Annotated in this window: 20 protein-coding genes, 1 tRNA gene and 1 riboswitch; of the genes, 8 read left to right on the top strand and 13 right to left on the bottom strand. The window is 70.2% G+C overall.

All coding sequences use genetic code 11. The features are described from left to right. Nucleotide 1 precedes the first annotated feature (1 nt). Entirely contained in the window at nucleotides 2–934 is a 933-nt protein-coding gene (locus AB0D04_RS30785; RefSeq protein WP_362709870.1) for a hypothetical protein, read from the top strand. A gap of 31 nt (nucleotides 935–965) precedes the next feature. Here AB0D04_RS30785 and AB0D04_RS30780 read toward each other — a convergent pair whose 3' ends face one another. Beyond that, entirely contained in the window at nucleotides 966–1,310 is a 345-nt protein-coding gene (locus AB0D04_RS30780; RefSeq protein ID WP_362709868.1) for a hypothetical protein, read from the bottom strand. 98 nt (nucleotides 1,311–1,408) lie between these two features. On the opposite strand from AB0D04_RS30780, the gene AB0D04_RS30775 reads away from it, so the two are divergent. Next, on the top strand, nucleotides 1,409–1,636 hold the full coding sequence (locus tag AB0D04_RS30775) for a DUF4287 domain-containing protein (protein ID WP_362709866.1): 228 nt from the start codon (nucleotides 1,409–1,411) through the stop codon (nucleotides 1,634–1,636). A 107-nt stretch (nucleotides 1,637–1,743) separates the two neighbouring features. On the opposite strand, the gene AB0D04_RS30770 is transcribed toward AB0D04_RS30775, so the two are convergent. Further along, on the bottom strand, nucleotides 1,744–2,571 hold the full coding sequence (locus AB0D04_RS30770) for a Bax inhibitor-1/YccA family protein (RefSeq protein ID WP_362709864.1): 828 nt from the start codon (nucleotides 2,569–2,571) through the stop codon (nucleotides 1,744–1,746). Between the two features lie 597 nt (nucleotides 2,572–3,168). Between AB0D04_RS30770 and AB0D04_RS30765 the strand changes: the two genes are divergently transcribed. Further along, entirely contained in the window at nucleotides 3,169–6,018 is a 2,850-nt protein-coding gene (locus AB0D04_RS30765) for a CDP-glycerol glycerophosphotransferase family protein (protein ID WP_362709875.1), read from the top strand. 23 nt (nucleotides 6,019–6,041) lie between these two features. Continuing rightward, nucleotides 6,042–7,196, top strand: coding sequence for a glycosyltransferase (locus tag AB0D04_RS30760; protein WP_362709861.1), 1,155 nt, complete (start codon nucleotides 6,042–6,044; stop codon nucleotides 7,194–7,196). 116 nt (nucleotides 7,197–7,312) lie between these two features. Here AB0D04_RS30760 and AB0D04_RS30755 read toward each other — a convergent pair. Further along, nucleotides 7,313–7,394 (bottom strand) — tRNA-Leu (locus AB0D04_RS30755). Between the two features lie 491 nt (nucleotides 7,395–7,885). Between AB0D04_RS30755 and AB0D04_RS30750 the strand changes: the two genes are divergently transcribed. Beyond that, on the top strand, nucleotides 7,886–8,668 hold the full coding sequence (locus AB0D04_RS30750; protein ID WP_362709858.1) for an ABC transporter ATP-binding protein: 783 nt from the start codon (nucleotides 7,886–7,888) through the stop codon (nucleotides 8,666–8,668). A 54-nt stretch (nucleotides 8,669–8,722) separates the two neighbouring features. Further along, complete coding sequence (locus AB0D04_RS30745) at nucleotides 8,723–11,257, top strand: ABC transporter permease (RefSeq protein WP_362709856.1); 2,535 nt, start codon at nucleotides 8,723–8,725, stop codon at nucleotides 11,255–11,257. Between the two features lie 149 nt (nucleotides 11,258–11,406). Here AB0D04_RS30745 and AB0D04_RS30740 read toward each other — a convergent pair whose 3' ends face one another. Both AB0D04_RS30740 and AB0D04_RS30735 read right to left on the bottom strand, forming a co-directional pair. Further along, nucleotides 11,407–12,717, bottom strand: a complete 1,311-nt coding sequence (locus AB0D04_RS30740; RefSeq protein WP_362709853.1) for a cyclopropane-fatty-acyl-phospholipid synthase family protein — start codon at nucleotides 12,715–12,717, stop codon at nucleotides 11,407–11,409. A gap of 211 nt (nucleotides 12,718–12,928) precedes the next feature. Next, nucleotides 12,929–14,317 (bottom strand): NAD(P)/FAD-dependent oxidoreductase, encoded by a 1,389-nt coding sequence (locus AB0D04_RS30735; RefSeq protein WP_362709851.1) that lies wholly within the window; start codon nucleotides 14,315–14,317, stop codon nucleotides 12,929–12,931. A 656-nt stretch (nucleotides 14,318–14,973) separates the two neighbouring features. On the opposite strand from AB0D04_RS30735, the gene AB0D04_RS30730 reads away from it, so the two are divergent. Continuing rightward, nucleotides 14,974–15,414 (top strand): peptidase inhibitor family I36 protein, encoded by a 441-nt coding sequence (locus AB0D04_RS30730; RefSeq protein ID WP_362709848.1) that lies wholly within the window; start codon nucleotides 14,974–14,976, stop codon nucleotides 15,412–15,414. Between the two features lie 12 nt (nucleotides 15,415–15,426). Here AB0D04_RS30730 and AB0D04_RS30725 read toward each other — a convergent pair whose 3' ends face one another. After that, entirely contained in the window at nucleotides 15,427–17,166 is a 1,740-nt protein-coding gene (locus AB0D04_RS30725) for a helix-turn-helix domain-containing protein (protein ID WP_362709845.1), read from the bottom strand. 204 nt (nucleotides 17,167–17,370) lie between these two features. On the opposite strand from AB0D04_RS30725, the gene AB0D04_RS30720 reads away from it, so the two are divergent. Beyond that, complete coding sequence (locus tag AB0D04_RS30720; RefSeq protein ID WP_362709843.1) at nucleotides 17,371–18,348, top strand: winged helix-turn-helix domain-containing protein; 978 nt, start codon at nucleotides 17,371–17,373, stop codon at nucleotides 18,346–18,348. A gap of 71 nt (nucleotides 18,349–18,419) precedes the next feature. Here AB0D04_RS30720 and AB0D04_RS30715 read toward each other — a convergent pair whose 3' ends face one another. The 7 genes from AB0D04_RS30715 to AB0D04_RS30685 form a co-directional block, all read right to left on the bottom strand. Further along, nucleotides 18,420–19,439, bottom strand: a complete 1,020-nt coding sequence (locus tag AB0D04_RS30715) for a Ppx/GppA phosphatase family protein (RefSeq protein WP_362709841.1) — start codon at nucleotides 19,437–19,439, stop codon at nucleotides 18,420–18,422. Continuing rightward, complete coding sequence (locus AB0D04_RS30710; protein WP_362709838.1) at nucleotides 19,436–19,996, bottom strand: DUF501 domain-containing protein; 561 nt, start codon at nucleotides 19,994–19,996, stop codon at nucleotides 19,436–19,438. Before AB0D04_RS30710 ends, AB0D04_RS30715 begins: the two co-directional genes overlap by 4 nt. 116 nt (nucleotides 19,997–20,112) lie before the next feature. Next, the gene (locus AB0D04_RS30705) at nucleotides 20,113–20,565 is read right to left on the bottom strand and encodes a septum formation initiator family protein (RefSeq protein WP_362709835.1); all 453 of its coding nucleotides are present in this window, start codon (nucleotides 20,563–20,565) and stop codon (nucleotides 20,113–20,115) included. A 125-nt stretch (nucleotides 20,566–20,690) separates the two neighbouring features. Then, nucleotides 20,691–21,980, bottom strand: a complete 1,290-nt coding sequence (gene eno / locus AB0D04_RS30700; RefSeq protein WP_362709832.1) for a phosphopyruvate hydratase — start codon at nucleotides 21,978–21,980, stop codon at nucleotides 20,691–20,693. 280 nt (nucleotides 21,981–22,260) lie between these two features. Continuing rightward, nucleotides 22,261–22,905: a transglycosylase family protein gene (locus AB0D04_RS30695; RefSeq protein ID WP_362709829.1), complete on the bottom strand. Its 645-nt coding sequence runs from the start codon at nucleotides 22,903–22,905 to the stop codon at nucleotides 22,261–22,263. A 5-nt stretch (nucleotides 22,906–22,910) separates the two neighbouring features. Next, nucleotides 22,911–23,122: riboswitch (cyclic di-AMP (ydaO/yuaA leader) on the bottom strand. A gap of 222 nt (nucleotides 23,123–23,344) precedes the next feature. After that, nucleotides 23,345–24,334, bottom strand: a complete 990-nt coding sequence (locus tag AB0D04_RS30690; RefSeq protein WP_362709827.1) for a transglycosylase family protein — start codon at nucleotides 24,332–24,334, stop codon at nucleotides 23,345–23,347. Nucleotides 24,335–24,611: 277 nt separating this feature from the next. Continuing rightward, the gene (locus AB0D04_RS30685; RefSeq protein ID WP_362709873.1) at nucleotides 24,612–25,859 is read right to left on the bottom strand and encodes a cytochrome P450; all 1,248 of its coding nucleotides are present in this window, start codon (nucleotides 25,857–25,859) and stop codon (nucleotides 24,612–24,614) included. Nucleotides 25,860–25,956 lie beyond the last annotated feature (97 nt).

Here is a 25,956-nt window from a genome sequence, read left to right as displayed (position 1 = left end):
CATCCTGCTGCTGGCCGCGGCCGTGGCCGTGGTGCTGGGCGCCGCCGCCCTGCACACCACCCGCGCCCTGCGCCGCCAGGTCACCGCGCTGCACGCCGAGCTCGTGGCCGCCCGTACGGACGCCGCCGCGGCCGGTGCGGCGGGCGGGGCCGTGGCCATCCCGGCCGCCCGCACCACCCCGGCCGCCGAGACGCCGCTCGCGGACATACGCGCCGCGGTCGCCGACGCGCTGGCCGAGGAGCGGGAGCGCGAGCTGGCCGAGGCGCGCGCGTTCTGGGCCGCCCAGGAGGCGCGGGACGCCGCCGACGCCCCGTCGCTGCTGGGCGGGCTGGCCGGCCTCGGCGAGGAGGGTCCGGCCGACGCCCGTGCCGAGCAGCGCGAGCTGCCCGCCGAGCGGATCGAGGACCGGACCGAGGCGCGGCCGTTCCTGCCGCGGCAGGCGGACCTGGCCGGGCTGGAGCCGTGGCTGGGCGCGGAGGCCCTGGAGCCGTTCGATGCGCTGGAGTCCGTGGAGGCCCTGGACGCTCCCGAGTTGGAGCATGTCGAGGAGGCCGAGTCGGCCGAGCTGGCCGCCGCCCGCCGGCGCCACCCCTCGCACCCGGACTTCTCGCCGTCCCCGGTGATCAGCGACCACGAGCGCACCGTCGGGCGCCTGGAGCAGCTGGCGCAGCAGTCCGTCCCGCTGGCGGACGTCCGTCCCGGCCCGCTGGGCACCCTGGACGTGTATGTCTTCGCCGACGGCACCACGCTCTGTCTGACCCCGGGGGACCGCGAGACCGCCGAGCGCCTCGCCGGTGCGCTGCGCGCGGGCCACACCCCGGTGCTGCTGGGCGGCTCCGGTATCTCCGGCGCGTACGCCCTGACCTTCTCCTGGGGCGAGCGCCACCAGGAGAGCGTCTACATCCTGGCCGACCGGGTCATCGCCTCGCTCTGACCCGGGCGCCCATACGGCCCGGAGGCGGCCGCTAACAGCGGCCCGCCGCCTCCTTGACCCACCGCAGGGCCTCCGCCAGCTCGTCGGCGGGGGCCGCTTTCGCGTCGGGGGCGGGATCCGGCGCCGCGCCCCGCAGCGCTTCGACAAGATCGTGGCCGGCCACCGCCAGCTGGTCGCCGACCGCGAACATCCCGGCGTCCGGCATCGCGCGCGGCGCCCGCTGCGGGGCCTCGAGCCGCTGCGCACGCAGCGCCAACTCCCGTGCCAGCGCGAGCCCTTCGGCCGCGGCGCCGCGGCCCAGGGCGCTCTGCGGCAGGGACCTGAGGCGGTCGGCGAGGGCGTCCACGGCAGTCTGCAAAGGCATCACGTCAAGCACCCGGTGAGCCTATGCGCCACTCTCGGGTGGTTGCCAACACCCGAACGCTCAGGCACGGTGTGCTGAAGAACCAGCATCGACCGCGTCCGGAGGCGCCGATGTCTCAGCTCTTCTCCGAAGAGACCCACCGGAATCTGCTCTCTCGTATCCCGCACTGCACAGGCCGGGAGATCTCCGACTGGCTCCGCACCGTTGACGAAGGCCCGTCCCTCTTCCGTTTCGACGAAAAAGTCAGCTGGCTCCGCGGCGAGCACAACCTCGCCTACGGGCACGCCAAAGCGATCGTCCACGAACACGACCTCAGGCGCGCCGCGCGGAAACTGTGAAGCCGGACCGCGATGACGGGCTTACCTCATATCCCCCATGAGACCGTGACGCCGAAGGGCCCGCAGGCAATTGCCTGCGGGCCCTTCGCACTGCACGCCGTGGGGCGTCAGTCCCGGAGGAGCTGGATCAGCCGCAGCATCTCCATGTAGATCCACACCAGGGTCAGGGTCAGGCCGAACGCGGCCAGCCAGGACTCCTCGCGCGGAGCGCCGTAGGCGATGCCGTCCTCGACCTGCTTGAAGTCCAGAGCGAGGAACAGCGCGCCGAGCACCACGCCCACGATGCCGAAGGCGATGCCCAGGCCGCCGCTGCGGAAGCCGAGGCCGTTGTCCCCGCCGAACACCATGAACAGGGTGTTGACCAGCGACAGCAGGACGAAGCCGAGGGCCGCGATGATCACGAAGCGGGTGAAGCGGGCGGTGACCCGGACGATCCGCGTCTTGTAGGCGACCAGCATGGCGACGAACACCGCCATCGTGCCCAGCACCGCCTGCATGGGGGCGCCGCTCATCTTCGGCAGGTCGTTGATGAAGCCGCTGAGCGCGCCGAGGAAGATGCCCTCGAGGGCCGCGTACGCCAGGATCAGCGCGGGGACCGGCTTGCGCATGAACGACTGGGCGAAGGCCAGCACCATCGCGACCAGCCCGGCGCCGATGGCGAAGCCGAGCTGCTGGGTCAGGAAGATCCAGCCGACCGTGGCGCCGGCGACGACCGTGCCGAGCGTCATGCCGGTGCGCGTGACGACGTCGTCCATCGTCATCGGGCGGGTCTGGGGGACGTACTGCGGTGGCGCCTGCGTGGCGTTCTGCGCGTAGGGGTTCGTTCCGGCGTACGGGTTGGCGGCGCCCCCGGCCTGCGGCGGTGCGTTGAAGCCCGCGTAGCCGGAATCGCGGCTGAACCCCCGTCGCGAGAAGACCGGGTTGCTGCTCCTCATCTCACTCCTTCATGGCCGCCGTGTGCGGCCTTGACGGCAAGCGTAATGGTCTGGCAAAGGCGCGTCGCTAGTTCTTGAGCAGGATCTTTCCCTGAACTTGGCACGGCGCGTCCTCTCCAGGGATGACGTACGGGGGCGCGCAGAGGTGCCCGGGGCGGCGAGCGGCGCCCGGCGTCGCTCCGGGGAGCGGCTTCGCGGGGGTCGGTGTGCGCCGTCCAACCGGTGCCGGACGCGCCGCCCAACCCGGCCGCGGCGCATGCCAGATGGATACGCCGAACGGGCCACATATGCCGGGGATAAATTCCGTCCGCCCCATTCTTCGAAATCCGATAACTGACTGGCCGGAACGTTGCGATGAACGGCTCATGGACGGCGCGATGTGACGACTCGATGAGACGAGCGTTACGCCTTGAGGAGCAACCGATTCGCGGGCGCGACCGTCTTCCCTGGCGGCCCGAACCTGCCCCGGCAGGTGGACACGTCGCGCGCCTCGATGATCACCGTCCGTGTCGGTCCGGGCGCGGACGGTCCGCGGATCAAGGGTGCAGATAGGTCTATTCTGGCGGGAAACAGTAGCGAAAGAGGGTTGAGGTGCCTGTGCCTGACGTCTCAGTAGTCGTCATTGTCTACAACGACGCCGACCGGTTGCCGACCGCTGTCCAGTCCGTACTGGATCAAACGCTCCGGGACGTCGAGGTGGTGATCGTCGACGATTGCAGCACCGACCGTTCTTTCGCAGTGGCACAAGAACTCGAGGCCACGCACCCCGAGCGGGTAAGAGCCTTTCAACTGCCTGAGAACAGCGGTGCGGGAGGCGAACCGCGTAACGTCGGGATCGGGCACACCACCGGTAAGTACGTCATGTTCCTGGACAGCGACGACGTACTGGAACTCAACGCCTGCCGGAATATGCTGGAGGCCGCCGAGGAAACCGGTTCGGACATTGTTTCCGGGCTGTGTGTACGGCTGCACAAGGACACCCGCAACCAGAAGCGTGACGAGTGGTATGCCTGGCTGTATTCCACCACGCGGACGCTGGAATCGGTCACGGAGCTCCCCGACCTTTTCGTGTGGGACACCCTCTCCACCAACAAGTGCTACCGCCGGGAATTCCTCGTCGAGAACAATCTCCGGTTCCCCAAGGGGATGTTCTACGAGGACCTGATGTTCATCGCGGACGCGTATCTCGCGGCCCGGCGCATCACGCTGATCCCCAATCAGGTCTACTTCTGGCACGTCCATGAGCAGGCCACCGTGAAGTCGGTGACGAACCGCCGGCACGAAATGACCAACTACGAGCACCGGCTGGAGATCCACCGGCGTATCGACGCGCTGCTGGCCGCGCGCGGGCTGACCGAAATGAAGCTCGCCAAGGACGTAAAATTCCTCAAGCACGACCTCGTCCTGCATCTGCGGGACCTTCCTTTCCGGGACGAGTCCTACCGCAGCGAATTCGCCGAGCTCTCCACGGAATATCTCGGGGGCATCGCCCCGGAGGCGTATGAGCGGGTGCAGCCGATACAGGCCATCTGCGCCTATCTGCTCCAGCAGAGTGACTGGGACAATCTGATCCCCGCCGTCGACACGCTCATCAACCGCGACAAGCTCTCCTCGCCGCTCGCCGAGCACGACGGCCGCATCTACTGGTGCGACGGGCATTTCGACGACGAGTTCGGCCGCGGTGTGCTGGATGTCACCGACGCCGGCTACCACGAGAAGCCGGTCAACAAGCTCTTTCTGCGCAACCAGCTCACCCGGTTCCACGAGTCCGGCCGCACCGTGTCGCTGGCGGGCCGGATCACCAATCCCCTGGGGATCATCCCCGCGGGCGCGCGGCTGAGCGGTGAGCTGGAGTTCAGCGCCCGGCGGCGCAGCCTGCAGTCCTTCCGCTTCCCGGTGCGGGTGCTGCGCCACGAGGGTGACACCGTCCACTGGGAGGCCGTCGCCGACCTGACCGCGAAGCTGCGGCCGCTGGGCATCGTCGACACCATCTGGGACGTACGGCTGGCCCTGGACGTCGACGGGGTGCGCACCACGACCCGGCTGACCGTCGCCGACACCGAGCTGTCCGGGGCCCCGCTGCCCGTCCGCCCGCGGCTGACGCGGATGGTCGCCGATCACATCGCGCCGCATGTCTCGGCCCGCGGGCATCTCGCCTTCCGGCTGGTCAGCGAGAACCGCAACAGCGAGCGGGTGCAGGAACTGATCGCGCGCGGGGTGCAGGGAAAGCCGGGGGCGCTGGCCAAAACCGGCTATCGCAAGGCGAAGGCGCTGCGCAAGAAGGTCACCTCCGGCGACAACAAAATCCGCGCCTATCACGAGGTGTTCAGCCGGCTGCCGATCAAGAAGCGCACGGTGGTCTTCGAAAGTCATCTGGGCAAGCAGTACAGCGACAGCCCGCGCGCGATCTACGAGGAAATGCGCCGGCAGGGCCTGGACTTCGAGGCGATCTGGTCCCACTCCGGATCCCCGAAGGAATTCCCGAAGGATGTCACGCTCGTACGGCGCTGGTCGCTGCCGTATCTCAAGGCGCTGGCGCAGGCGGAGTTCTGGGTGGACAACCAGAGTTACCCGCTGAAGCTGACCAAGCGGCCGGAGACCACCTACCTCCAGACCTGGCACGGCTCGGCGCTGAAGAACATGGGCTTCGACCAGCCGGCGCTGAAGGCGCAGACCCGTCAGCAGCAGGCCGAACAGCAGCGTTCCCTGGACCGCTTCGACCGTTTCCTGTGCCGGTCCGAGCACGATGTCCGCACGCTGGCCAAGGCATTCCGGCTCAAGGAGAAGACGCTGCTGCGGGTGGGGTACCCGCGTAATGACGCGCTGGTCCGGGCCCGGCTGCGGGAGGCGGAGCTGGGGCGTCGCGAACGCGGGGAACTGGCTGCGGAGTTGGGCATTCCCGACGACAAGACCGTGCTGCTGTACGCGCCGACGTTCCGTAAGGCGGGGGGCCGGCACGGCCGCTTCACGCTCCCCTTCGACGTGGAGCGCTTTGCGGAGCAGTTCGGCGACCGCTATGTCCTCCTCGTACGGTCGCACTACCTCAATCATGTGGTGCTGCCGCCGACCGTCGAGGGCAGGGTCATCGACGTCTCCGCGCGCCATGACGTGACGCCGGTACTCGAGCTGGCCGACGGGCTGATCACCGACTATTCCTCGGTGATGTTCGACTATGCGCTGCTCGACCGGCCGCTGGTGTTCTTCACCTACGACTACGACGAGTATGTGCACGAGGGCCGCGGCACCTATTTCGATCTGCAGGCGCACGCGCCGGGTCCGGTGGTCCGTACCGAGGACGATTTCTACGAGACGCTCAAGTCGTTCGACACCCAGGCCCTCGAATACGCGGCGGCCCGCAGGGAATTCGTCGCCACGTTCGGCGAATACGACCGGGGCGACGCCGCACAGAGCGTCGTCGAGCAGTTCTTTGCGCAGTGGAAGCGTTGATGGAGGGGTCGATGGAGGGGTCGATGAACACGCCGCGGGACATCTTCTTCGTCTCCAACAGCGTCAACGAGATGGGTGGCATCACGAGTTGGTCGCACCAGATGGCGCGCCTGTTCAGCGAACGGGGCCACCGGGTGCACATCATCGGGGTGGTGCCGCCGCCCGAGGGCCGGGTCCACGAGCTGGCCGACAACCTGCCGTACAGGACCACCACGCTCTACACCGAGCACCCGCCCGGCGTCCGCCCCGTACGCGGCCTCAAGGACCGGCTCAACGTCCCCGAGCAGCGCCGCCGGGCCGCCCGGGAGGCCGGGATGCAGCAGCAGGCGGCCAAGATGAGCGCGCTGTTCCGGGCGGCGCGGCCGGGCGGGGTGGTGATCGTCACCCAGGTCTGGGCGATGGAGTGGGTGGCGCTGGCCGACACCGCCGGGCTGACGGTGATCGGCATGAGCCATGAGTCGTTCGCGACCTGCCGTAAGTCGTCCCGTTTCGGCCGGGTGAAGCGGTTCTACCAGGACGTCGACCGGATGCTGACCCTCACCCGGGAGGACGCCGACCGCTGGATCCGCCAGCGGATGGACAACGTCGGCTTCCTGCCCAACCCGCTGCCGTTCTTCCCCGAGGTCCCCTCCGACCGGTCCGCCAAGTGCGTGGTCAGCATCGGCCGGCTGCACGAGGAGAAGGGCGTCGACCTGCTTCTGGAGGCCTGGGCGCGCATCGCGCCGCAGCACCCGGACTGGACGCTGCGGATCTACGGCTCGGGCGAGGAGGCGGAAGAACTGCGCAAGCTGGCCTCCGAGTTGGGGGTGGCCTCTTCCGTGGAATGGATGGGCCGGACCGGCGATGTGCCCGGGGCGCTGCGGGAGAGTTCGGTGTTCGCGCTGAGCTCGCGCGGCGAGGGGTTCCCGCTGGCCCCCATGGAGGCGATGGCCACCGCCGTGCCCTGTGTGGCGTTCGATGTGGCTCCGGGTGTGCACGAGATCATCACGGACGGCGAGGACGGACTCCTCGCGCCGCCGGGCAATATCACCGAATTCGCCCGCCATCTCGACACCCTCATCTCCGACAAGGAGCTTCGGGACACCATGGGCGAAACCGCTCGGCAGAACATCCAGCGGTTCTCGACGGAGGAGATTGTCGGCCGCTGGGAGAGCCTGTTCGCACTCATGGAGCGGTGAGCGGACCACGTACATAGCGAGGAGGGCCGCCGGTTTTCTCCCGGCGGCCCTCCTCGTTGAAAATTCAGCTAGTTGCCCCTCTTCGGTTCCTTCTCAGGCTGGTCGTCCGACGGCAGTGCCCGGAGCCGGACTTGAACCGGCACGGCCCGTAGGCCAGCGAGGTTTAAGCTCGCCGTGTCTGCATTCCACCATCCGGGCCTGGGGTCCCCCATGCCGCCTCAAAGAGGGCAGCACGAGCGTAGCCCGCAGCGCACCACGCAGTTCGGCCACTCACCCCGAGGTTGTCTTATTTTATTGGCAACTGAGGGTGCATCAGCGGCCGGTACACGCCTTCGGCACATGCCTGAGGCCGACCTCTGCCGATGCACCGGCGCAAGGGAATTCACGCCCGAATTGACGGAAACTCGACGTCGCCCCGCGAGGCCCTGTCACCCTCGCGCCACCGCCCCGGCCGGACGGCCCCGCGGGGGCGGCGCCGCCGGGTCGTACGGGACGGGGCCTCAGGGTCCGTCTCCTCCCCAGGGATGACCGGCGGGGCCGGCGGGTACGCCCCAGGGCCCGCTCAGGACGGTCACAGGGGTTGACGTCACCGCCCCTTTCCCTGTCCCACGATGGAAAGGTCCGCGCCACATGGCCCGCCCGGCCGCCGCGGAGCAGATGGTCCCTCGTCCCGACAGGAGCTCCACCCCGTGACCACCACCCACTCCGGCGTCTCCACCGCCACCCGCGCCACCGCGGTGGCCGCCCGCGCCACGGATCTCACCAAGGTCTACGGACAGGGCGAGACCCAGGTGGTCGCCCTGGACGCCGTCTCCGTCGACTTCCGGCAGGCCCAGTTCACCGCGATCATGGGCCCCTCCGGGTCCGGCAAGTCGACCCTGATGCACTGCATGGCCGGTCTGGACGCGATCTCCGGCGGCTCCGCCAGGATCGGCGACACCGAGCTGACCGGCCTGAAGGACAAGAAGCTCACCCAGCTGCGGCGCGACAAGATCGGCTTCATCTTCCAGGCGTTCAACCTGCTGCCCACGCTGACCGCCCTGGAGAACATCACCCTCCCGATGGACATCGCGGGCCGTAAGCCGGACCGTGCCTGGGTGGACCGCGTGGTGGAGACCGTCGGCCTCGGCGGCCGCCTCAAGCACCGCCCCGGCCAGCTCTCCGGCGGCCAGCAGCAGCGCGTCGCGGTGGCCCGCGCGCTCGCCTCCCGGCCCGAGATCATCTTCGCCGACGAGCCCACCGGCAACCTCGACTCGCGCTCCGGCGCCGAGGTCCTGGGCTTTCTGCGCAACTCCGTACGCGAACTGGGCCAGACCGTGGTGATGGTTACCCACGACCCGGTCGCCGCCTCCTACGCGGACCGCGTGATCTTCCTGGCCGACGGCCGGATCGTCGACGACATGCCCGACCCGACCGCCGACATGGTGCTGGAGCGGATGAAGGGCTTCGACGCCAAGGGCCGTACGAGCTGACGACGCCCGCAGCCCCCACCGCCCTCCAGCCACTCCCCCAGGACTGACCCACTCATGTTCCGTACCGCCTTGCGCAATGTGCTTGCGCACAAGGCCCGGCTGCTGATGACCGTCCTCGCCGTCATGCTCGGCGTGGCCTTTGTCTCCGGCACCCTGGTCTTCACCTCGACCATCTCCGACGCCTTCCAGAAGAGCTCCCAAAAGGGCTACGACAACGTCGACGTCGCCATCCAGCCGCACGCGTCCGACCACGCCGCCGGCCGGCCCGGCGCCGCCCCCCAGCTCGACCAGAAGCTGCTCTACGCCGCCTCCCGCGTGCCCGGCGCCGCCTCCGCCACCGGCACCGTCTCCGGCTTCACCGCCATCGCCGACAAGGACGGCAAGCTGATCGGCAACGGGTTCTCCACCCGCGGCGGCAACTACTTCCCCGGCAAGGACGGCAAGGACGCCCGCTACCCGCTGCGCGACGGCGCCGCCCCCAAGGGCCCGCACGAGTTCGCGCTGGACGCACACACCGCGGACAAGGCCGGCTACAAGGTCGGCGACACCGTCCGGATCTCCGTCGACGGACCGGTCCGCGAGCAGCGGCTGACCGGCATCTACACCACCGACGACGGCACCGTCGCGGCCGGCGGCAGCCTCGCGCTGTTCGACACCGCGACCGCCCAGAAGCTGTTCGCCGCGCCCGGGGAGTTCAGCGAGATCGACGTCACGGCCGCGGCCGGAACGTCGCAGACCGCGCTGAAGGCCGCGCTCGACAAGGTGCTGCCCAAGGAGGGCGCCGAGGCCACCACCGGCAAGCGGCTCGCCGACGACCAGGCCGAGGCCATCGCCCAGTCCATGGACGGCATGAAGACCGGCCTGCTCGCCTTCGCCGGTATCGCGCTCTTCGTCGGCGTCTTCATCATCACCAACACCTTCACCATGCTCGTCGCCCAGCGCACCAAGGAGCTGGCGCTGCTGCGTGCGGTCGGCGCCGCCCGACGTCAGGTGACCCGCTCGGTGCTGCTCGAGGCGTGCGTCGTCGGCGCGGTCGCCGCGGTCACCGGCCTGGCCGTCGGTATCGGTATCGGTGCCGGACTGCGCGCCCTGATGAGCAGCGCCGGGGCGACCGTCCCCGACGGCCCGCTGGTGGTCTCCCCGGCCACCATCGTGACCTCGCTCCTCGTCGGCATCGTCGTGACCGTCCTGGCCGCCTGGCTGCCGGGCCGCCGCGCCGCGAAGATCCCGCCGGTCGCCGCGATGAACAGCGTGCACGCCGCGGCCACCACCAAGTCGCTGGTGGTCCGCAACACCATCGGCGCGCTCTTCGCGGGCGCCGGCGCGGCCGGTGTCCTGGTGGCCACCGGCATGGACGACGGCAAGGCCATGATGGGGGGCGGCGCGGCGCTGCTGCTGATCGGCGTGTTCATCCTGACGCCGCTGCTGTCGCGCCCGCTGATCGCGCTGGCCGCACCCGTACTGCGCGCCTTCGGCATCTCCGGCAAGCTCGCCCGGCAGAACGCCGTCCGCAATCCGCGCCGTACGGCCGCCACGGCCTCCGCCCTGATGGTCGGGCTCACCCTCGTCACCGGCCTGACGGTGATCGCGGGCGGCGTGCAGAAGGGCATCGACAAGATGGCCACCTCCTCGCTCAAGGCCGACTACGTCGTCTCCATGGCCAGCCGTTCGCCGCTCTCCCCCGACGTGGCCGAGAAGCTGGCGCGCCTCGACGAGGTCACCGCCTCCAGCCCGCTGCGCAACTCCCCGTCCCGTATCGGCACCACCACCGAGTACCTGACCGGCGTCAACGGCAAGGACTTCGGCAAACTCACCCGGCTCGACTTCACCGCCGGCTCGCTCGGCGGGCTGCACGGCGGCAACGCGGTCGTGGACGACGCCACCGCCAAGAAGAAGGGCTGGCGGGTCGGCTCGCACGTCCCGGTGACGTACGAGGACGGCAAGAAGGGCGCGCTGACCGTGTCGGGCGTCTACACCGGCAACGAGATGATCAAGGGCATCATCCTCGACAACGCCACCCTCGCCCCGCACCAGCAGCACCCCACCGATATGCAGGTGATGGTCAAGACGAAGGACGGCGCCACCGACGCGACCAAGAACTCGCTGGTCAAGGCGCTCGGCAAGAACCCGGCGATCTCCGTCGCCGACAAGAAGGACGTCTCCGAGGGCATCGCCCAGATGTTCAGCCTGATGCTGAACATGCTCTACGGCCTGCTGGCCATGGCCGTGATCGTCGCCGTGCTCGGCGTGATCAACACCCTGGCGATGTCGGTGTTCGAACGCCAGCAGGAGATCGGCATGCTGCGCGCCATCGGCCTGGACCGGCGCGGTATCAAGCGCATGGTGCGGCTGGAGTCGCTGGTGATCTCGCTGTTCGGCGGGGTGCTCGGGATCGGTCTGGGCGTGTTCTTCGGCTGGGCGGCCGGTGAACTGATCGGCACTCACCTGGGCACCTACCAACTGGTGCTGCCGTGGGGCCGGATGGGCCTCTTCCTCGGCCTGGCCGCGGTGGTCGGCATCCTGGCCGCACTGTGGCCGGCGCGGCGGGCGGCGAAGCTGAACATGCTGGCCGCGATCAAGGCCTCATAATCCCGTACGGCGGGGTGGGCCGGGGCAGGAGCCGCTGGTGGTGTCGCCCGGTGGCCGGGGAGTGTTTCCGCCCCTGAGCAGCGCACGGTAGGGCCCGAGGGCCTCGGGACCGCTGACGGTCCCGGGGCCCGCGCGCTCACGGCGCCGCCTCAGCCCCGCCAGGCCCGCGCCCGCAACGGCAGCCCGGACGCCCCGGACTCCGGCGTACGGACGGCCAGCACCTGGTTGACTCCTATGCGGTTGCGCTCGAACGACAGCGCACACGCGGCCATGTAGAGCCGCCACACCCGCGCCCGCCCCGGCGAGGTGAGCCGCACCGCCCTGTCCCAGTGCCGCTCCAGGTTGGTGACCCACGCCCGCAGGGTCAGCGCATAGTGCTCCCGGATCGCCTCCACGTCCCGCACCTCGAAGCCCGCGTCCTCCAGGGCGCCGGTGGTCCGCCCAAGAGGCGCCAGCTCACCGTCCGGGAAGACATACCGGTCGATGAACTCATCGACGCGATACGCCTCCTCGTCGGGCAGCGGCCGCCGCGCGATCTGGTGGTTGAGCAGCCGCCCGCCCGGCCGCAGCAGCGCGTGCAGGGTGCTCGCATACTCCGCGTACCGGGCCTGGCCGACATGCTCGGCCATCCCGATGGACGAGATCGCGTCGAACGGCTCGTCATGGATCTCGCGGTAGTCCTGCACCCGGATCTCGACCCGGTCCGTGAGCCCGGCCTCGGCGACCCGCTTCCGTGCGTAGGCCGCCTGCTCCTCGGACAGCGTGATGCCGACCGCCCGTACGCCGTACTCGCGAGCCGCGTGCAGCACCATCGAGCCCCAGCCGCAGCCCACGTCCAGCAGCCGCTGGCCCTCTTTCAGGCCCAGCTTGCGGCAGATCAGGTCGAGCTTGTCGCGCTGGGCGTCCTCCAGGGGAACGTCCGGTCCGTCCCAATAGGCGCAGGAGTAGACCATCGACGGCCCCAGCACCAGCTCGTAGAAGTCATTGCCGACGTCGTAGTGGTGGCTGATGGCCCGCCGGTCGCTCAGCAGGGTGTGCAGCGGGCCACGGCGGGGGCGGGCCTCTTCGGCCGGCGGCGCGGGCGGTACGGGCGCGCCGACCAGGGACAGCAGCTCCTTGGCGGCGGCGCGGATCTCCGGGCGGGCCAGGGCGCGCAGGACGGCGGCCCGCCGATGCCCGGCGGCGGGGGCGGAGCGCTCCCAGATCATCCCGGCCAGCAGGTCCAGCGCCTCGTAAAGATCACCCTCGACGTCGATGTCGCCCGCCACCCAGGCGCGGGCCAGGCCCAGCTCGCCCGGCTTGAACAGCAGCCGGCGCAGGGCCCGGCGGTTGCGGATGACGAGGGTGGGTGCCCCCGGCGGGCCGGACTCGCTGCGGTCCCAGGCGCGGATACGGACCGGGAGCCGGCTTCCCAGCACCTCCTCGGCGAGCTTGGTGAGCCGTCCAGCGGCGTCGGCCATGTCGCACACCTCCGTGTTGACGAGTCGGGCAAAGAAGATTCACCCACCACGTAAACGCCAAGTGGGCGCCCATTTAGTCCCGTTCACACGTAAGAGAATCGCAAACCGCCCGCTTTCCGCCAGCGTGGACACACCTCCGGGCACGCCAAAGGGCGCCCGCCCCACGGATGGCGGACGCCCTTCGGGCCGGCCGGAGTACCCGGCCGCTGAATCAGGAGGCCTTGGCCTTCGGCTTCTCGCCGGAGTCGGCGGCCGCCGGGGCGGGGGCCGGCTTGGCGGCCTCGTAGAACTCCTCGCGGGGGTTCTCCATGGCGCCGAGCGAGACGACCTCGCGCTTGAGGAACATCGCCAGCGTCCAGTCGGCGAAGACCCGGATCTTACGGTTGAACGTCGGCATCGCCATGCCGTGGTACGCGCGGTGCATGTACCAGGCGAGACGGCCCTTGAGCTTGATCTTCACCTTGCCCATGACGATCATCGCGACGCCCTTGTGCAGGCCCAGACCGGCGACCGCACCCTTGTTGGCGTGGCTGTACTCCTTCTGCGGGAAGCCCCGCATGCCGGAGATCACGTTGTCGCCGAGGACCTTGGACTGCCGCAGCGCGTGCTGCGCGTTCGGCGGGCACCAGGCGTTCTCGTTGCCGTTCTTGCGGCCGACCATGTCCGGCACCTGGGCGTTGTCGCCCGCGGCCCAGATGTAGTCGGTGCCCTGCACCTGGAGGGTCGCCTGGGCGTCGACGTGGCCGCGCGGGCCGAGCGGCAGACCGAAGCGGGCCAGCGCCGGGTTCGGCTTGACGCCGGCGGTCCACACGATGGTGTTGGAGTCGACCTCGAGGCCGTTGTTCAGGACGACGTGGCCGTCGACGCAGGAGTCCATACCGGTCTTGAGGTAGACCTCGACGCCGCGGCCCTCAAGGTGCTCCTTGCCGTAGGCGCCGAGCTTCGGGCCCACCTCGGGGAGGATCTTGTCGGCGACGTCGACCAGCAGGAAGCGCATGTCTTCGCGCTTGACGTTCTTGTAGTACTTCGCGGCATCGCGGGCCATGTCCTCGACCTCGCCGATGGACTCCGCACCCGCGAAGCCACCGCCGACGAAGACGAAGGTCAGCGCCTTGCGGCGGACGTCTTCGTCGGTCGTGGAGTCGGCCTTGTCCAGCTGCTCCAGGACGTGGTTGCGCAGGCCGATGGCCTCTTCCACGCCCTTCATGCCGATGCCGTTCTCGGCCAGACCGGGAATCGGGAAGGTGCGGGAGACCGCACCCATTGCGATGACCAGGTAGTCGAAGGGCAGCTCGTACGCCTCGCCGACCAGCGGGGCGACCGTGGCGACCTTGCGGTCCTGATCGATGGTGGTGACCCGGCCGGTGAGGACCTCCGCCTTGGGGAGCACGCGTCGCAGCGGGACGACGACGTGTCGGGGGGAGATGCTGCCGGCGGCGGCTTCGGGAAGGAAGGGCTGATAGGTCATGTACGACCGCGGGTCGACGACCGTGACGGTCGCCTCGCCGTAGCGCATCTTCTTGAGAATGCGCCGAGCTGCGTACAGGCCTACGTACCCACCGCCTACTACGAGGATCCTGGGACGCTCCGTGGTGCTCATGCAATCGAGTATCCACCCCCACATGGGGGGTCGCTCGTGAGCCCCTTCACAAGCACCTCCGGGGTATCTGCTACACTCCGCCGGCTTCGTGACCGACGCCATAGCGCGCAGGGGGAACCACCGTGTAGGGCGAGGCGTTGAGACCCCCGCTGATCAGGGATTGCAGGCCCTGCGCCGGGTGAGAGACACCCCGCCGAAGCACTCCCGTAACGCGCCTGCAGCCGCGCATCATCCGGGTCAGACGGTGCTGGGACCTTCGAATAAGGGCCCCGCAGCCAAAATCTTCAGCCCTCAGGCGGTTTTTTCATGTGAAGGATTTCACGAACTTTCTTTGCGGACCCTCGCGACACCCCCTCCCGAGCCCCCTGAAAGCCGCTCAGACGGCCGCCAGGCCGCTCAAAAGCCGCGTTGTCAGAGGCGGTTGCCGGCGTTTTCGGCACGGCTGAGGCCCGTGCTGTTTCGGCGACGGCCGGAACATCTGGAGGGCCGCTGCCCGTCGGCGACAGACTCGCTGCATCCGGGAAACGGGGGGCTCGGAACCCAGGGAAACGAGGGGTTCGGAGCTCACGGGGACGAGGCGTGACACGGCCGTGTGCGGCCGGCGGCGCCGGACCCGACCGGAACAGGATCTGTACCGACCAACGGGAGAAGCAGTCATGCGCAAGATCTACCTCAAGATGGCCACCGCGGCCTCCGCCGTCATCGTCGCCGGCCTGATCCCGGCCGCCTCGGCGGTCGCCGCAGCGCCGACGCCCACCGCAGGCTCCGTGAAGGACCTGGGCTGCCGGGCGGAGTCCAAGCTGAAGCGGAACGGCAAGGTGTATGTGTACGCGACGTGGAACTGCAAGGGCCGGCCGATCTGCGTGGACGTCGACAACGACCGGGACTACGCCAAGGGCGGCGACTGCAAGGGTGCCGACAACCGCGCGAGTTCCGTCGTGAACAGGGGATGGGCCGTCAAGCACTCCGACGTGCGGTTCTACCTGAACCCGGGCTACGGCGGCCGTTCCGGCTGCCTCCGCGACGGCCAGTACCGCGAGCGGCTGCCCCAGGCGTCCAACAACAAGATCTCCTCCCACAAGTGGACCAACTGCTGACCGGCGGGGCCTTCACCCCGCGCGGTGTTCAATCAGCACCGGTTCCTGACCGAAGCTGATCCGGTCACCGGCCCGGACGCGTACCGTCCTGCCGTCCATGTGACGCAGGCGGTACGCGCCCTCGTGCACGGACATCTCCGCGCGCCCCCGGCTCGTCCAGGCCACCACGAGCCGCGCGCCGCCCCGTTCGAAGCGGCAGGTGTACGCCGCTTGTGCCAGCCCCATCTGCGCGCCTCGTCCACAGGCCGCGATCCGGGCGCGGTCCAGCCACTGCTGAAGCCGGCCGATGCGCAGCCCGGCCTCCGTCGGGGGGCCGCCGACGGGCTGGATCACGAGCGGCACGCCGGTGCTCCCCCAGCTGTAGAAGTACATCCGTCGCACCATGTAGTGCCTGCTGTAGAGCCCCGCGAGATAGAAGCGCACCGCGTAGTCGCGAGCGTGGCGGGCATCCAGCGGCGGAGTGACGGCGATGTCCCGGTCGGGGCCGGTGTTCCACAGCACGATGCGGCCCTGGCCCTCCTCGTACAGAATGCTCTGCACCTTCCGCGCGAGTTCGATGATCTCCTCCGGCTGCCCGCCGGCCGTCCGCGGCGGCAGCTTCAGCGCCGCCGCGTCACAGCTCTCGTACGCCCCCGTCCGCGCGAACGTCCGCAGCAGTGCCTGGCCGCGCCCGCTCCACAGCTGGCCGAAGGACGGACAGACGACCAGCGCGCCGGGATCGTCGCGGCGGATGATCCGGGCCGCCCGTTTGACCATCTCCGCGAGGGTGGCGATGCTCCCGGAGTAGTGCAGCGGGTGACTGGGGTAGTCCCACAGCTCGTACGACTCGATGCGGTCGCGGTAGCGGGTGACGGCCTCCGCCACGAAATGGTCCCAGTCGGCCAGATCGTCCGGGGGTGAGGCCAGGGAGTCGCTGTAGCCGGACTTGCGGCCGCCGGGGGCCGCCCACAGCGGTGTGCCGCTGACGGTGAACAGGACCGGTAGGCCCTTCTGTTCGGCGGCCTCGACCATCCGGTCCAGGACCGACCAGTCGTAGTGGCGGCGTCGCGGCTCGATGGACCCCCAGCGGGTCTCGCTCTCCCACAGCCGGACGGCGCCGGTGCGGAAACCGGGCATGGCTCCGGTATCGGTGTTCAGGGTGACGCCGAAGAACTCCGGGGGTACCGGGCGTGCCGTGATGGACCAGAGCGGTCCCTTGGGCCGTTGCCCGGCGGTGGCGCCGCCCGCGCTTCCGCTGCCCGCGCTCGCGCTGTTGGTGCCGGATTTCCCCCTGGCGCCTTTGTCCCCGCTGCCCCAGTACAGGACCGCGCCCGCGACCGCGGTGACGACAAGGGCGAGCAGCAGCGCTCCTGCGCCCAGCCGGGAGCGCACTGGGCGCGGCGCCGGGGCGCTTCCCCGCTCAGGCGTCGGCGGGGCGGCGGGTGCGTCCTCCGTCCCGGGCTCGTCCGTCACTTCGCCGGCCGGGTCCTCCTCGGCGGCCTCGGCGCCCTCGACGGCCTCGACGGAGGCCCGCGACCAGAGCCGGTAGAGCCGGTCCAGCTCCGCCGGTCTCGCCCCGCAGACCCGCGCCACCCGTTCCACCGCGCTGAAACTGCCCGGAACGGTGGTGCCCTGGCAGTAGCGGTGGAGCGTGGACCGGCTGAGGCCGGTGCGGTGGGCCAGCGCGGTGTAGGTGCGCCCGCTGCGCTCCTTCAGCTCCTCCAGTAACTCGGCCAGTTGCGCACGTTCGGTCGCTCCCGTTCCGGATGCCATCACATCCCCGTCCCCCCGGTGCGGGCCGGACCGGCGCCCCCTGCGCCGTCCCACAGTGCCGGAACGCCGCAGGTGACACCCCTTGGTACGTCCCGTTGTCCCATCTTCCCGGTTTCTGTTGCCTTGGAACCCGCCGCCGCAGCAAGGTCACAGCACCACTGGCTCGGGGGGAGCGGTGGACATCTTGTGCATTTCGGGGGATACATGCTGCGCATCCACTTCGCGGCCGGAGACCTGGCCCGTACCCGGGTCAGCGACGGACCGGATCCACTGTGGGAATCGGTACTGAGCCTGCATCAGCTGCAGGAGAGGCGGCAGGATCCGGCCCTGGACGCTTGGCGGAGACACGTCATGCACCACGGACGCTCCTCGCTGTCCGTGCTGTTGCCGCTGGTCCCCGCCCGTGGCTACTTCCCGGATTTCCTGACCCCCGCCGAGAGCGCGGACGGTTTCGAGGCGGGGCTGGACGCCCTGCTGTCGACGCCGCGGTCCCAGCTGCGCCACCAGATCGGCCGGCTGGCGGTGGACCGGCCCGTCGAGCCCTGGCTCCGCTCGGTCGCGGAGGGCGCCACACCCGCACTCCGGCGGCTCGACGAGGCACTGCGCGAGTACCGGCACCACGCCTTCGGTACGACCTGGCACCACATCCGCGCGAGGGTCGAGGCGGACCGCGCCCGGCGGACCCGGACCCAGTGGTGCCACGGCACCGACGCGATGCTCCGCACCTTCGCGCCGTGTCTGTACTGGCGCCCGCCCGTCCTGGAGGCCGACTATCCGGTCGACAGCGAGATCCACCTGGAGGGCAGAGGGCTGCTCCTGATTCCGTCGTACTTCTGCCGCCGTAGGCCGGTCGCGCTGGCCGATCCGTCCCTGCCGCCCACCCTCGTCTATCCGGCTTGCCCCTCGGGGCCCGGCCGGACGCCGCCGGTCACCGCGCCCGGCTCACAGAGCGCGCAGCTCGCACGGCTCATGGGGCACACCAGGGCGGCCGTCCTGGAGTCCCTCGGCACCGACTGCACCACGAGTGAACTGGCCCGGCTCGCCGGGGTCTCGCTCTCCTCCGCCAGCGAGCACGCCGCCGTCCTGCGAGGCGCCGGCCTGATCTCCAGCAGCCGCCGGCGCAACTGCGTGTATCACCGTCTGACACCGATGGGCCTGGCCCTGCTCGACGGCCGCCGCTGAGCCGGCATGCATGTGCCCTCGGTACGGGACAGCTCCCCCACCGAGGGCACTCAGCAGTGCGTGAGGGCAGGTCAGGAATTGCGCTTGGGCGTCTCCGCGTCCTCTGCTGCCTGGTAGGCGATGCCGTCGAGGATGTCGTGCTCGCTGACCACGACCTCCTTGGCGCCCACCCGCTCCATGATCGAGAGCAGGACGAGCGCGCCCGCGGCGATCACATCGACCCGGCCCGGGTGCATGACGGGGCTCGCCGCGCGCTCGGCGTGGGTGGACGTGAGGAGGTCGCCGGTGATCTCGCGGACCTTCGCCAGCGGAATCCGGGAGTGGTGGATGGCCTCGGAGTCGTAGTGGTCCAGGCCCAGGGCCAGGGCGGCGACGGTGGTGACGGAGCCGGCCAGACCGACGAGGGTGGTGGCCTGGGTGAGGGGCACCGCCTCCTCGGCGTGGTCCAGGGCCGCGGCGATGTCGGCCTTCATCGCGGCGATCTGGTCGGGTGTGGGCGGGTCGCTGATCTTGCCGTCGTGGACGAGGTGGCGCTCGGTCATCCGGACGCAGCCGACGTCGACGGAGCGGGCGGCCCGGACAAAGGTGTGGCGCGAAGCGTCTCCGGCAAGGGGGGTGGCGGGCGACGGGCGGGCGTTGCCCAGGACGAACTCGGTGGAGCCGCCGCCGATGTCCACGACCAGGTAGGGCGGCGGAACATCGTCCCGGCCGGCCAGTTCCTTCGTCGCCCCGTTGTAGGAGAACTCGGCCTCCTGGTCGCCGGTGATCACCTCGGGCTCGACGCCCAGGATGTCGACCACGCCGCGCACGAAGTCGTCGCGGTTCTCGGCGTCGCGGGAGGCGGAGGTGGCCACGAAGCGGAGGTGCTCGGCGCCCAGCTCCTTGATCACGGCGGCGTAGTCGCGGCAGGCGGCGAACGTGCGCTCCAGCGCCTCCGGCGCCAGCCGGCCGGTCCGGTCGACGCCCTGGCCCAGCCGGACGATCTGCATCCGGCGGTCCAGGTCCTTCAGCTCACCGGTTGCCGGGTCCAGGTCCGCGACCAGCAGGCGGATGGAGTTCGTACCGCAGTCGATGGCGGCGACCCGCTTCACTTGGCCTCTCCTTCGGATCCTTCAGGGGCTTCGCAGGTGTCCTGGCAGGGGCTCACGCACGGGCCCTTCTTCCACCACTCCGGGAGCATGGCGATGGCCTCGTCGCCCAGCGGGTTCACACCGGGGCCCGCCGCGAGCGAGTGGCCGACGAGGACATGCAGGCACTTGACCCGGTCGGGCATGCCGCCCGCGCTGGGGAAGCCCGCCAGCACCTCGATGGCGTCCCGGCGCCGGATGTAGTCCTCGTGGGCCGCGCGGTAGGCGGCGGCCAGCTCCGGGTCGGTCTTCAGCCGCTCGGACATCTCCTTCATCACGCCGTTGGCCTCCAGCGTGCCGATCGCGGAGGCCGCGCGCGGGCAGGTGAGGTAGTAGAGCGTGGGGAAGGGCGTGCCGTCCTCCAGGCGGGGCGCCGTCTCGACGACATCCGGCTGCCCGCAGGGACAGCGGTGCGCGATGGTGCGCAGCCCGCGCGGCGGGCGGCCCAGCTGCTCCTTGAAGGCGGCGATGTCCGCGGCGGTGGGCTCGGTGGGCTCGGTCTGGGGCGGGGCGGTGTCCATGTGCGCTTTCGGTGGGGAGGGGTGAGGTGGGTGGCAAGGGGGCGTGGACTCCCCCTTATGACAGTACGGGCTGGTGCCGCCCGGCCGTACGGGCCAGGGCTCGGTGACCGTACCGCCTACCGTCGGACCGCCGCGTCGACGTCGGCCAACAGGTTCTCGTACCAGGGGGGCGGGGCCGCTTTCGGCGCCCGCTGTGCCGTGCGGGTGGCGGAGCCGTCCTGGACGATGTAGCCGGTTTCGCCGGGCATGACGAAGTGCAGATGGCGGCGGGCCTGCTGCTCGACATGGGCCGGGTCCTGCCAGCGGGCCTTCTGGTCGCGCAGGCGGTCCAGCGTCCGGCCGGCGTTCTCGGCCTTGCGGCGCTGGTCGGCGATGTCCGAGCGCTGGGAGACGTACTGCCGTATCGGGTAGGCGAGCGCGACGACCAGCGCGCACATCACCAGGGCCAGCAGTGCGGCGCGGCCGGTGAGGCGGTTGCGGCGGGGCGGGCGGGTGCGGTAGACGCGGGCGGCCGCTTGTTCGCCGAGCGCCTTGAGCCGGGTCGCGGTCGAGAACCGGTCCGCGGGCACGTCGCCTCCCCTTGAGTCCTGACGTCCGAACGACATACGTCCCCGGCAACGGTACGGGACCGCTGCCGGGGACGTACGGAAGCTGGGTCACCCCAGCAGCTGGGGCAGATCAGCCCTTGCTGGGCTTACTGGTTCGCAGAGCGAAACCGCGGGAAGGCGGACCGGCCCGCGTAGACCGCCGCGTCGTCGAGGATCTCCTCGATGCGCAGCAGCTGGTTGTACTTGGCGACGCGCTCGGAGCGGGCCGGGGCGCCGGTCTTGATCTGGCCGCAGTTGGTGGCGACGGCGAGGTCGGCGATGGTGACGTCCTCGGTCTCACCGGAGCGGTGCGACATCATGCACTTGAAGCCGTTGCGCTGGGCCAGCTCGACGGCGTCCAGGGTCTCGGTCAGCGAACCGATCTGGTTGACCTTGACCAGCAGGGCGTTGGCGGAGTTCTCCTCGATGCCGCGGGCGAGGCGCTCGGGGTTGGTGACGAAGAGGTCGTCGCCGACGAGCTGCACCTTGGTGCCGAGCTTCTCGGTGATGACGTTCCAGCCGGCCCAGTCGTCCTCGAACAGCGGGTCCTCGATGGAGACCAGCGGGTAGGCCGCCACCAGCTCCTCGTAGTACTCGGTCATCTCGGCGGCCGAGCGGCTCTTGCCCTCGAACTGGTAGGTGCCGTCCTTGTAGAACTCGGAGGCGGCGACGTCCAGGGCGAGCGCGATGTCCTGGCCGGGGGCGTAACCGGCTTCCTTGACGGCCTCGAGGATGAGGTCGAGGGCCTCGCGGTTGGAGCCGAGGTTCGGGGCGAAGCCGCCCTCGTCGCCCAGGCCGGTGGCCAGACCCTTGGCCTTCAGGACCTTCTTGAGGGTGTGGTAGACCTCGGCGCCCCAGCGCAGCGCCTCGGAGAAGGACTCCGCGCCGATCGGGGCGATCATGAACTCCTGGATGTCCACGTTGGAGTCGGCGTGCGACCCACCGTTGAGGATGTTCATCATCGGGACGGGCAGGACGTGCGCGTTCGGGCCACCGAGGTAGCGGAACAGCGGCAGGTCGCTGGCCTCGGAGGCGGCGTGCGCGACGGCGAGGGAGACGCCGAGGATGGCGTTGGCGCCGAGCGAGCCCTTGTTGTCGGTGGCGTCCAGGTCGAACATCGCCTGGTCGATCAGCCGCTGCTCGGTCGCGTCGTAGCCGACGAGCTCCGGGCCGATCTGCTCGATGACGGCCAGGACGGCCTTCTCCACACCCTTGCCCAGGTAGCGGTTCGGGTCACCGTCGCGAAGCTCGATGGCCTCGAAGGCGCCGGTCGAGGCGCCGGACGGCACGGCGGCACGCCCCGTGCTGCCGTCGTCGAGGCCGACCTCGACCTCGACCGTGGGATTACCTCGCGAGTCGAGAATTTCGCGGGCTACGACGACGTCGATGGACGGCACGTTGTCTCCTTCATGGGTGTCTGGAGTTCTGCAGCACGAGCCTAACGGCCCCGGACACGTCCGCCTGCCGTCGGCCCGCTCTGTGGGATGGAAAGGCCCAGAAAACTTCCCATAAGCGCAGTTCACGGGAGGTATAGGGGCATTGTTCACCAAGCGGGGAACGGTGGCGAACGGAGAAGCCCCGCCGCGGCGCGCCGGGGGGAATGGCGCGCCGGGCGGGGCTGTCCCGGAGGTGCGGGCCCGTTGCCCGGGCCCGCGGGAGTCCCGGTGAGGGGACGGCTCAGATGCTCAGCTTCTGCCCCGGGAGGATCAGGTTCGGGTTGCCGCCGATGACGGACTTGTTGTTCGCGTAGACCGTCTTCCAGGTGGTGCCGTGCGCCTTGGCGATCTTGGCGAGGGTGTCACCGGACTTGACGGTGTAGTTGCCGTGGCCCTGCGGCTTCTGCGGGGCCGGCTGGGCCTTCTCCTGCTTCGGGGCCTGCTGGGTCTGCTTCGGCGCGGGCTGCGCCTTCTTGACCTCGGCCTTGGAGGAGCTGTCGAGGTCGGGGGACGGACCACCGGCGGTCAGGTTGCCGGCACCGGCGCAGGACCAGGCGCCCGGGCCCTGGATGGCGAGGAGCTTCTCGGCGGCGGCTATCTGCTGGGCCTTGGTGGCCAGGTCGGCGCGCGCCGCGTACTGGGTGCCACCGGCGGCGGCCCAGGAGGAGTTGGAGAACTGCAGGCCGCCGTAGTAGCCGTTGCCGGTGTTGATCGACCAGTTGCCGCCGGACTCGCACTGGGCGACCTTGTCCCAGGTGGCGACGGACGCGGCGGAGGCGGAGGTGGCGCCCATCAGCGGGACGGCGACGGCGGCACCGGCGACACCGGCGAGGGTGGCGATGCGGACGGCCTTGGACGGACGGCGGTGCTTGCCCTTGTTCAGCATTGCGTTCGTTTCCTCACCGACGCCTGCGAGGTGAGCTGTCGGGTTCGGGCTGTGAGCTGCCCGGCCGGTGCGCGGTGCGCGCACCTGACTTCACCCCAAGCCGGTCGACCCGCTTTCGCGGGCGGGGCCGGCACCTACCTTGGGTCCCCCGCTCCTGCCTTCGGCGCTTGCGCGTCAAGTGCCTCCGACCACCGGCAGGATTCGGCGTGTGATCGAAGGGCCCGCTTTGGCGAGCGGTCCCGACCGTAAGCAGTAACCCCCTTGGTGTTCAAACCCCACCATCTGAACCAAGTTGACCGTTTTTGATCACAGGGGCCGTTTATTTCCGCAGGTCGGCCGCGGTGCGCCAGCGGTACGGAATCCGGCGGACGAGCCGGACACCGCACCCCGCAACGAGACCCTTGTCTCACTTTCACCAAATGGGGCGAACCGGCGGTAACTAGCCTGCCGTGTGCCCGAGATCGAGCAGCTGACCCGGGTGGATCAGGTCCGCGTCGCCCCCGACAACCTTCTCATTACGGTCATAGAGCGCGGTCCAGCCGCCGGGCAGATCGTGCGCCTCGGCGATGCCTGACAGGGTGTCACCGGCGCGGACGGTGTAGTCGCCGGCGGGCGCGGACGGGCCCTTACGGGGACCGGCCCCGGGGTCCTCACGGTGCTCCTCGCCGCCGCGCGAGGCGTGGCGGCCGGTGGGCCGGTCGCCGTCGCCCGCATCCTTGCCGCCCTTGCCGCTTCCGCCGCCCTTGCTGTCGTCGGCGTCGCCGCGGTGCTTGCCCTTGGCCGGGGCTTCGGGGGTGGCCGGGCCACTGGGGTCGTCCGTACGGCTGCCGTCCTCGCCCGGGTGGGCGGAGTCGGACGGGTCGGACGGGTGGAACGGGTCGGACCCGTCCTCGGCGTCCGATGGGTCGTCGGCGTCCGATCCGTCGTCGGGGGTCGACGGGGACGGCGACGGCGACGCGTCATCGGCACCGTGCCCCTCGTCTTCACCGTCACCGGACGGGTCATCGGACGGGTCTGCCGACGGGTCCGCGGTCGGGTCGTCCTCGTGCGTGGAGTCCGACGGCTCGGGCCGCGGTGTGCTCGTACTGCCCGGATCGACCTCCGGGGCCTGCCCGTCCCTGGCCAGCCCGGCGTTCACCGCGCAGCTCGGCCAGGCGTCCGGGCCGCGGTCGTCGAGGATGGACTCGGCGACGGCTATCTGCTGGGACCGGCTCGCGAGGTCCGGGCGCGAGGCGTACGAGGTGCCGCCGTACTGCTCCCACATCTCCTGGGTCAGCTGCAGACCGCCGTAGAAGCCGTTGCCGGAGGCCGCGCTCCACATCCCGCCGCTCTCGCACTGCGCGACCTTGTCCCAGGTGGCGGTGTCGGCGGCCTGTGCGCCGCTCGCGGCGAACAGCGGCAGTGCCATACCGGCGCCGGTCACTCCCACCGTGACAAAGATGGCCGGTGCCTGACGGGGGCGACGATGTCGGCCGTTCCCGGAGCGCATGCGGTTGCCTTTCGAGCGGCGGTGACGTGCTGGAGTTGTCTGCCGAGCCGGAGCGGTGAGGCGAACGGACACGGCGAACCGGTACGGCCTGTCGAACTCGCGGCCGATTCGGTGGATCGAAAGGTAGCCGGGGTCACGGGTAGTCACAAGTCGGTGTAGTGGAGATCACGCGGAGGTCACGCGCCTGACCGTCCGTCACCATGCGGGTAATCGCTGGTCAGACGCGCTCCGCGCGATCTTCCGGAGTGAACTCCACCGGCAGCGACCGCAGTCCGCGCATGATGAGCCCGCCGCGCCAGCGCAAATCGTCAGGTTCTGCGGCAAGCCGGATGTCCGGAAGCCGCGTCAGCAGCGTCGCGAGGGCCGCCTGCCCCTCCAGCCGGGCGAGCGGCGCACCCAGGCAGTAGTGGATGCCGTGCCCGTAACCGAGATGCTGGTTGTCACGCCGGGTGAGGTCGAGGACGTCCGGCTCGGCGAAGCGTGCGGGGTCGCGGTCGGCGGCGGCCAGCACCACCAGGACCGGGTCGCCCTCGGCGATCCGCTGCCCGCCCAGCGTCAGCGCCTCGGTCGCGAACCGCCAGGTGGCCAGCTCCACGGGACCGTCGTACCGCAGCAGTTCCTCGATGCCGGTGGCGAGCAGGTCCGTATCGCCCGCCGCCATCGACTTCTGCAGCAGCTCGCGCTGGGCGGGGTGGCGCAGCAGCTGGTAGGTGCCGTTGCCGATGAGGTTGACGGTGGTCTCGAAGCCGGCGAAGAGCAGGATGAACGCCATCGCGGCGACCTCGTTCTCGGTGAGGTGCTCGCCGTGGTCCGAGGCCCGGATCAGCCCCGAGATCAGGTCCTCGTCCGCCTCCGCGGTGTCGCCCAGGGACTCGCGCTTGCGATGGATCAGCTCGGCGAGATAGCCGCGCATCTTCTTCACGGAACGGGCCACTCCACCGCGCGGGCCTCCGCCGTGCCGGATCATCATGCCCGCCCAGTCGCGGAAGTCGTCCTGGTCCTCGCGCGGTACGCCCAGCAGATCGCAGATCGCGTAAATGGGCAGCGGGAAGGCGAATTCATGGATCAGGTCCGCCTCCCCGCGCTCCGCAAAGCCGTCGATGAGGCGGTCGGTCAGCTCCTGGACGCGCGGGGCGAAGGCGGCGACCCGGCGCGGGGTGAACGCCTTGGAGACGAGACGGCGCAGGCGCGTGTGGTCGGGCGGGTCGATATTGAGCAGGTGCGTCATGAGGTTGGCGCTGCGCTCGCCGGGGATGCCGACCTTGCCCTTGCCGTGGGCCGCCTCGCTGTGGTGCACCGGATTCTTGGAGAGCCGGGCGTCGGCGAGCGCCTGGCGCGCATCCCCGTAACGCGTCACCAGCCACGCCTCGACGCCGCTGGGGAGCGCGGTCCGGTGCACCGGCGCATGCTCGCGCAGCCAGGCGTACGCGGGGTACGGGTCGGCGGCGAACTCCCAGGTGAACAGCTCGGGCCGGTCCGCGGGGGCGGCCGGGCAGCCCGTGGGGGCGTCGGCGGTGGTGTCGGGGGTGGCGTCTGGCGTGTCGTGCACCTCCCGACCGTAA

Source organism: Streptomyces sp. NPDC048483 (assembly GCF_040651455.1).
GTDB lineage: Bacteria > Actinomycetota > Actinomycetes > Streptomycetales > Streptomycetaceae > Streptomyces.
This window is presented reverse-complemented; position numbering and strand designations above follow the sequence as displayed.

What these genes read in the sequence shown, in the direction of transcription:
- AB0D04_RS30775 (WP_362709866.1), top strand. Translation starts at nt 1,409, where the DNA reads ATGTCTCAGCTCTTCTCCGAAGAGACCCACCGGAATCTGCTCTCTCGT.
- AB0D04_RS30770 (WP_362709864.1), bottom strand. Translation starts at nt 2,571, where the DNA reads ATGAGGAGCAGCAACCCGGTCTTCTCGCGACGGGGGTTCAGCCGCGAT.
- AB0D04_RS30760 (WP_362709861.1), top strand. Translation starts at nt 6,042, where the DNA reads ATGAACACGCCGCGGGACATCTTCTTCGTCTCCAACAGCGTCAACGAG.
- AB0D04_RS30745 (WP_362709856.1), top strand. Translation starts at nt 8,723, where the DNA reads ATGTTCCGTACCGCCTTGCGCAATGTGCTTGCGCACAAGGCCCGGCTG.
- AB0D04_RS30740 (WP_362709853.1), bottom strand. Translation starts at nt 12,717, where the DNA reads ATGGCCGACGCCGCTGGACGGCTCACCAAGCTCGCCGAGGAGGTGCTG.
- AB0D04_RS30735 (WP_362709851.1), bottom strand. Translation starts at nt 14,317, where the DNA reads ATGAGCACCACGGAGCGTCCCAGGATCCTCGTAGTAGGCGGTGGGTAC.
- AB0D04_RS30730 (WP_362709848.1), top strand. Translation starts at nt 14,974, where the DNA reads ATGCGCAAGATCTACCTCAAGATGGCCACCGCGGCCTCCGCCGTCATC.
- AB0D04_RS30725 (WP_362709845.1), bottom strand. Translation starts at nt 17,166, where the DNA reads ATGGCATCCGGAACGGGAGCGACCGAACGTGCGCAACTGGCCGAGTTA.
- AB0D04_RS30720 (WP_362709843.1), top strand. Translation starts at nt 17,371, where the DNA reads ATGCTGCGCATCCACTTCGCGGCCGGAGACCTGGCCCGTACCCGGGTC.
- AB0D04_RS30710 (WP_362709838.1), bottom strand. Translation starts at nt 19,996, where the DNA reads ATGGACACCGCCCCGCCCCAGACCGAGCCCACCGAGCCCACCGCCGCG.
- AB0D04_RS30695 (WP_362709829.1), bottom strand. Translation starts at nt 22,905, where the DNA reads ATGCTGAACAAGGGCAAGCACCGCCGTCCGTCCAAGGCCGTCCGCATC.